We start from the raw sequence: 725 nt of genomic DNA, 5'->3' as shown, positions 1-725 counted from the left end.
TTTAGATCTGTTCTGTGGTTTAGGAAACTTCACCGTGCCGCTCGCCACGCAAGGTAAAGAGGTTGTANGCGTTGAAGGCGACGATGCAATGGTTGTACGTGGCAAGGAAAATGCTTTACTTAACGATCTTGATAACCTGCGCTTCTATGGTGCCAATTTACAGGCGGACTTCACGAAAGAAGAATGGGCGCATGAAGGCTTTGATAAGATTCTTATCGATCCACCGCGCTCGGGTGCTTTGGAAGTCTGTCAGTATCTCACCAAGTTTGGTGCGAAAAAGATCGTGTACGTCTCGTGTAACCCCGCAACCCTTGCACGCGACGCAGGCGTAATTGTTGAAAACGGATATCGTTTGGTGAATGCAGGTGTTATGGATATGTTCCCGCATACATCACACGTCGAGTCGATCGCGCTGTTTGTGAAAGACTAGTCGATACGAATTAATAAAAACTTATGGATGTCGCATGGTAAAAGTTCGCGAAGATTACATCGCAGATTTATCACCTGAACAAGGGATCGAGCAATGGCTCGAGAACTTACAGAGTGATACGAATCTGAATGAGATCGAGCGCGTGCGTGAAGCTTGCCATGCCGCTCTAGAGTACAGTAAAACGCCGTCGCACGAAGAACGTTACTGGAGTAATTCCAATCACGATACGTTTTTGATTGGCATAGAAATGGCGCAAATTTTGGCGGAACTCGATTTGGACGAGCACGCGATTATT

General features: G+C 46.7%; 1 protein-coding gene and 1 pseudogene. Both read left to right on the top strand.

Annotation, left to right across the window (positions count from 1 at the left end):
* A partial coding sequence (locus tag A3738_RS28630) for a methyltransferase domain-containing protein (RefSeq protein WP_156504572.1) occupies positions 1 to 430 on the top strand: 430 nt, incomplete at its 5' end.
* 34 nt (positions 431 to 464) lie between these two features.
* Positions 465 to 725 (top strand): annotated as a pseudogene (gene relA / locus A3738_RS28625) (GTP diphosphokinase); the annotation flags it as partial.

The sequence above is a fragment of the Oleiphilus sp. HI0066 genome (genome assembly GCF_001635725.1).
The sequence above is the reverse complement of the archived record's forward strand: the minus strand, read 5'-3'. Positions and strand labels throughout refer to the sequence as shown.